Genomic DNA, 6,000 nt, shown 5'->3' on the forward strand with positions numbered 1-6,000 from the left:
CCGTCCACCGGCCGAGCCCGCGACCGGCCGAGCTCCGGCATGCCCGTACGCGGCCCCGACCAGCACCAGCACCAGCTCACTCGGAGGAGAAGCATGTCCCGCACGAAGGTCGTCCCGATCCCGGTCATGGGCCGGCACAACATCAACGCCTACCTGCTGCTCGGCCGCCGCCCCGTCATCGTCGACGCCGGAATCCCCGGCAGCGGCCAGAAGATCCACGATCGGATCGCCGCCCATGGCGTCGACCCCACCGACGTCTCCCTGATCGTCATCACCCACGGCCACATCGACCACTTCGGCTCCGCCGCCGAACTGCACCGCCTCACCGGCGCGCCCCTGGCCGGCCACATCGCCGACCTTGAGCAGTACCGTTCCGGCCGTGTCCGCGAGCCCTACCTGCCCACCGGTCCGATGGGCCGCGCCATGGCCAGGAACCGGAATCTCCACATCCGCGCCGAGTCGTTCGAGCCCGCGGTGCTCATCCGCGGCGAGACCGGTCTCGAGGACTTCGGGCTCTCGGCGCGCATCATGCCCACCCCCGGCCACACCGCAGGGTCGATCTCGGTCCTCACGGACGACGGCGACCTCGTCGCCGGCGACCTGATCGCCGGATCCTTCATGGGTCTCCTCCCCACCAGGCCCGCCAACCCGCCCTTCCACGACGACCCCCGACAGAACCTCGCCAGCCTCCGCGCGATGCTCGCCCTCAACCCCACCAGCCTCCACGTCGGCCACGGCACCGCGCTGGACCCCGCCCGCGTACGACAGTGGGCCGATCGGGAACACGACCGCCTCACCCGGCTCGACGCAGCGGGACGCCTCACCACGCGCGGAGAGTGAGGCGCCATCCGTCTCCGTATCCGCATCCGTGGCCGGCACCGGGTCGCGGCTGTCGGTGCCGACTGGCAACCACTCCCTGGGGCCCCCGGCCTCTCAGCCTGCTGCCTCCGAGAGCCGAATCGTCGCGGACCGCGCCCTCACCTTCGGAATGAGCAGCCACTGGCCGGCTGCGGCGCCGAGGCACAGGAGTACGCAGACCGCCCAGAGGCCGGTGGCCCGCCACTGGAGGAGCCATGTGCCCATGAGGGGGGCGGTGAGCGCGGCCGTGGACCAGGTCATGCCGTAGAGACCGAAGTACCGGCCGCGTAGGGGAGGGGGTGCGAGGGATGCGATGACGGCCTGGTTCACCGAGCTGACGGCCACTTCTCCGAGAGTCCATACGGCGACGGTGGCGGCGTATCCGACGGGGGTGGAGACGAATGCCGTGGCGCCGTACCCGAGGCCGAGGACGAGGATGCCTGCGATGAGCACGTGGCTGTGGTCGAGTCGGGAGAGGAGGGGGCTCGCCACGGGTTGGACCAGGATGATGACGACGGCGTTGGTGGCCATGACGTAGCCGAAGGTCGAAGGCGCGATGCCGTCGGTCTTCATGGCCAGGGGAAGCGTCGACAGGCATTGGCAGAAGACGATGCCGTAGGCGAACCAGGATCCGAGGTAGGCGAGCATCAGCCGGTCCCGCGCGACGTCGAGGTAACTACCGGAACGGGTGTCCGATGCGACCGGTCGCTTCGGGCTCGCCGTCGGTTTCCCCAGGAACCAGACCAGGAGACCGGCGAGCACGCAGGCGGCGGAGTTGACCCAGAAGAGCAGGGTGAAGCCGTGGCGGACGAGCGAGCCGCCGAAGACCATGGAGATCGCGTAGCCGAGGTTCACGGCCCAGTACAGCAGGCCGAAGGCTCTGGGTCTGTCGGCCGGGGCGTAGTGGGCGGCGATCATGGAGGCCGAGGCGGGTCGGTGCATCTCTGCCGCCAGGCCGACGAGGAAGGCGAAGACGGCGATCAAGGCCACCTGGTCCACCGCGCCCAGGAGGAACAGGAAGATGCCCGTGCCGCTCATCCCCAGGGTCATCGTGGCGCGGTAGCCGATGCGGTCGACCAGCAGCCCGCCGCAGAGTTGCGAGATGACGCCGCCGAAGCCGGAGGTGGCGAGGACCACGCCGACGGCGGTGAGGGAAACGTCGTGGTCCTGTGTCAGGTAGTAGCTCAGATAGGGGATCACCATGGAGCCCAGCTGGTTGGTCAGGGTGGCACCCCAGACCACCCAGAACTGACCTGTGAGGGCGCCGGTCCACTTCCGCCACACACCACTGCGACGGGCGGACGGTGCGGTGGCTTCCCGGCTGTCCGGTGCGAGCTCGTCTTGCGGATTCGTCATGTGTCACGCTTTCCGCCGGACAACGACTTCCGGCCTGTACCTTCCCGTGCCTTCCCGAGCGGCGCGTCGCCGGTGACGCGGCGGGTACGCGCGTCACCGGGCGAGTACGCGCCTTCGCCGGCGGAATCAGTCGGGAACGTAGGTGAAGGCCTTGTCCGAGGCGAGGAATTCCGCCAGGTCAAGGAGCGGTTCCGGGGACTCCGATGTCGCGATGAGGCGGGCCAGTTTGCCGCCCGACGTCCCGCGCGCCCAGTCGGGGCGCTCGCCCACCTGGTAGAAGAGTTCGGCTTCGACGACCTCGTCGATGGCCATCAGCTGGTCGACGGTCGGCACCTGCGTGAGCGTGACGTCCATGGCGGGCGACTGCGGGACGTACTGGCCGGTGCTGCGCAGGCGGGGGCCCATCGGCGCGATGGGGCGGCCGGTGGCGATGTCGGCCATCGCGGTCACGACGTCGTAGTCGAAGCTGAGCCGGAGCATCTCGATGGCGGCTCCGCCCAGTCGGCTGTTGACCTCGATGATCCGCGGTCCGGCCGCCGTGAGCATGACCTCCGTGTGGACCATCGAGTTCCTGATCCCGAGGGCGTGGATGGCCTGTGTGGCGGACTCGAGGATCGAGTCGATCCGGTGGTCGGGGAGGCTGGAGGGAAAGACGTTGCCGTTCTCGCGGAACGGTTCCGACAGCGGGAACTTGTCGGTCACGGCGCAGTGGGTGACCGAGCCGTCCTGTACGAGCGACTCGACGCTGACGTAGGGCGCGTAACGGGGGTCGTCGTGCCACCGCTCGCCGATCAGCATCTCCTCCAGCACGAAGTGCACCGAGCCGTCCCCGCGCGGATCCGCCGTGTAGCGGGAGGTCGCCATGGCCCACAGCGCGGGCAGGTCGACGTCCTCCGTGACGCGGTACGTGGCCATGCTGCCGACGCCGGCCGACGGCTTGAGGACCGCGGGCAGGCCCACCTCGGCCACCGCCTCCACCAGATCGGGCAGCGAGAGCACGGAAGCGAACCCCGGCACCGGGACGCCACCCTTCGCCAGCGCGGTGCGCTGCTCCTCCTTGCTCCTCAGCGCGGGCAGGGATTCGGGCGAGTTCGCCGGCAGCCCCAGTTCGAGGGCGGCCGCATGGGTCTCGGTCACGACCAGCTCGCTGAACCCGAGAATTCCCTCCGGACGCCACTGCCGGGAGAACTCCAGAACGGCCTGCAGGGAATCGTCGCCACCCAGCAGGGGTGAATGGGCGCAGAACCGATCGAGTGTCCGGGCGTGTAACGCGTCCTTCTCGGGGTCCCCTGTCGGGGCCCAAAGGATGTGCACCTCGAAGTTCTCGGTGAGTTTCGGCAGGTACCAGGCCGGGGGAGGCGGGCCGGGGCCGTCGAGGAAGACGAGCCTGGGCAGGTTCTTCTGATGGGCCACGCGTAACTCCTCAAGGCAGAGGGGGTGTTGAGGCTACCGGCGAGCAACCTACGAGCGACGGCACACCGAGTCAACATCGAAGTCATGTCCGTGACTGACTATCGCCCGACGAAAGGGCGCTAAACGTCACTATCTATGGCAATGAATGCGCCTTGCTGCCTGGAGGGAGGACTGTCGGTCGCGGGGAAGGGTCGGTTCTCGGCCTGGGCTGTCAACTGTCAGTCAAATCAATGACCTCTGCATTGACTCCATTGTCGCGGCTACCTAGCTTGAGGGCCGCAGCTCCTGAAGGACTCCACTCCACCCATCGATTACGAGGTGTTTCGTGTCCTTGAACATCACCCTCCTTGTTGGCGGTCGGAGCACCGAACATGATGCGTCCCTCCACGGCTACCACCATGTCCTGCACGAATTACTCAAAGAGCCGAACCGCGTCGTGGTCGACTCCGTCTGCTACGTCGACCGCACCGGCACGGTGCATTTCTTCGACCGCGGACCGTGGCCCGAGGACGAGGAGGGGCTCCGCGCGGGAGAGGTCCTGCCCCTGGGTGCGGCCATCGAGCGGCTCAGGGCGAGCGGCTCGTTCGTCTTCTCCCTGCTGCACGGGAACGAAGGCGAGGACGGCGGCTGGCAGGGCCTGGCCGAAGTCGCGGGTATTCGGGGCAACTTCGGCCCCGTACTCGCCTCCGCCCTGGGCATGAACAAGTACCTCCAAGCCTCCCTGGCCACAGCTCTGCTCCCCGGACTACGCGCTCCACGCTCCGCCCTGGTCCGCGCGGACTCGTTCGACGCACAGCGCGTCCTGCGGGAGGTCGGACCGGGCCCCCTCGTGGTCAAGCCCAACCGCATGGGCGCTTCGCTGCTCACCACCCTGCTCCACGATGCGGACGAGCAGGAGCTGGTGAAGGCGGTCGAGGAAGCCGCACCGTACGACAACCAGGTCCTGGTGCAGGAATTCGTCAGCGGCCGCGAGTACTCGTGCAGCGTGTACCGGGAGAACGGACGCCTCGTCGACCTTCCCGTGGCGGAAGTGGTGGCGCAGGGCTTCTTCGGTCACGAGGAGAAGCACGTCAAGGGGCGTGCCCGTATCGAACTGCGCGCCGAGGACCCCACGACCAAGGCCCTCCGCGAGTACGCGCACGGGGTCTTCGAGGCCACCGAGGTGGCGACGTTCGCGCGCTGTGACTTCCTGGTCAGGGACGACGAGACGTACTTCCTCGAAATCAACACCCTGCCCGGCCTGATGTCCGGCAGCATCTTCCCGATGGCGCTTGCCGCAACCGGCCGCACCATCACCGACCTCGTCGTCGCGGCGGCCGGAGACCACGACTCCCGTCCCGCACGCGACAAGGTCAAGGAATACGCCATCAGTCACTGAGTGGGCGATTCGCCGGAACGCACACATTCGGTCACGACACTGATGGGACGGTCATGTCTGTACAGCTGAAAGAACGACTCCAGCCGATTCGCACCCGCGTCGTACGGCTCCAGCCGCACGGCTGGCGGGAAATCCTCGTCAAAGACGAGACCCGGCAGATATCGGGGGCGTTCAAATACCGGGGCAACGCCCACAAAGTGGCAGCGTTGCCGGCCGGAAGCACCATTGTCACGGCCTCCACCGGGAATCACGCGTCCGGTCTCGCGCAAGCGGCCTCGGCCCGCGGCCTGCCCCTTCGGGTGTTCGTCCCGCGAACGACTCCTCTGGCCAAGCGGCAGAGAATCACCGGAGCCGGCGCCGAGATCGTCCTCGTCGAGGGCGGCTACGACGACTGCGAGGTTCTCGCACGCAGGTACGCGGACGAAGGCACAGCCGTCTTCGTGCACAGCTTCGACGATCCCGACATCATCGAGGGCCATCGCAGCCTCTACCGCGAGGTGCGCGAGGAGACCGACCTGCCCGACGTCGCGTTCGTGCCCGTGGGCGGCGGCGGCCTGGTGGCGGCGGGCATCGCCGAATGGGGCGACGCCGCCACCAGAATCGTCGGAGTCGAGTACGAGGGCGCGCCGGCGATGCAGATGTCGCTGCGGGCCGGACGCCGGATCACGCTGGACGCCGCGCAGGGCCTGCCGGAAGGCCTGCTGGTCCGGCGGATCGGCGCCCGGTCCTTCCAGGCCTGCCGGGACTACGGTCTCGACGTGCGCACCGTCGACGACGTGGAGCTGCATCGGGCGATGCGCATCCTGTGGGCGGAGGCCGGCATCCGGGCCGAGGGGGCGGGGGCGGCGGCGTTCGCGGCCGCACTGCGGAATCCCGACCCGCGGAAGGTGGCACTCTGCGTGGTCTCCGGCGGCAACATCGACGATCAGACCTGGAGCGACTGCATCCTCGGCTGAGCCCGGCCCGGCCCCGGTCGGTAGGGGCCGGGCCCGGCC

5 protein-coding genes are annotated in these 6,000 nt (G+C 68.6%); 3 read left to right on the top strand and 2 right to left on the bottom strand.

Features of this window, described 5'->3' with window-relative positions:
• Window positions 1-93 precede the first annotated feature (93 nt).
• Window positions 94-840, top strand: coding sequence for an MBL fold metallo-hydrolase (locus tag ACFCY7_RS29280; RefSeq protein WP_376489065.1), 747 nt, complete (start codon window positions 94-96; stop codon window positions 838-840).
• A 93-nt stretch (window positions 841-933) separates the two neighbouring features.
• Here ACFCY7_RS29280 and ACFCY7_RS29285 read toward each other — a convergent pair whose 3' ends face one another.
• Window positions 934-2,214 carry an MDR family MFS transporter gene (locus ACFCY7_RS29285; RefSeq protein WP_376489066.1) on the bottom strand — a complete coding sequence of 427 codons (1,281 nt, stop codon included), beginning with the start codon at window positions 2,212-2,214 and terminating at the stop codon, window positions 934-936.
• Between the two features lie 126 nt (window positions 2,215-2,340).
• Window positions 2,341-3,627, bottom strand: coding sequence for an acetyl-CoA carboxylase biotin carboxylase subunit family protein (locus ACFCY7_RS29290; RefSeq protein ID WP_376489067.1), 1,287 nt, complete (start codon window positions 3,625-3,627; stop codon window positions 2,341-2,343).
• 325 nt (window positions 3,628-3,952) lie between these two features.
• Between ACFCY7_RS29290 and ACFCY7_RS29295 the strand changes: the two genes are divergently transcribed.
• Both ACFCY7_RS29295 and ACFCY7_RS29300 read left to right on the top strand, forming a co-directional pair.
• On the top strand, window positions 3,953-5,005 hold the full coding sequence (locus tag ACFCY7_RS29295; protein ID WP_376489068.1) for an ATP-grasp domain-containing protein: 1,053 nt from the start codon (window positions 3,953-3,955) through the stop codon (window positions 5,003-5,005).
• A 53-nt stretch (window positions 5,006-5,058) separates the two neighbouring features.
• On the top strand, window positions 5,059-5,961 hold the full coding sequence (locus ACFCY7_RS29300; RefSeq protein WP_376489069.1) for a threonine/serine dehydratase: 903 nt from the start codon (window positions 5,059-5,061) through the stop codon (window positions 5,959-5,961).
• The last annotated feature ends 39 nt before the right edge of the window (window positions 5,962-6,000 follow it).

Origin of the sequence: Streptomyces sp. NPDC056361 (assembly GCF_042262805.1) — a bacterium.
GTDB lineage: Bacteria > Actinomycetota > Actinomycetes > Streptomycetales > Streptomycetaceae > Streptomyces.

Excerpts from the sequence above, each read along its gene's own strand:
- ACFCY7_RS29280 (WP_376489065.1), top strand. The coding sequence starts at position 94 with ATGTCCCGCACGAAGGTCGTCCCGATCCCGGTCATGGGCCGGCACAAC.
- ACFCY7_RS29285 (WP_376489066.1), bottom strand. The coding sequence starts at position 2,214 with ATGACGAATCCGCAAGACGAGCTCGCACCGGACAGCCGGGAAGCCACC.
- ACFCY7_RS29300 (WP_376489069.1), top strand. The coding sequence starts at position 5,059 with ATGTCTGTACAGCTGAAAGAACGACTCCAGCCGATTCGCACCCGCGTC.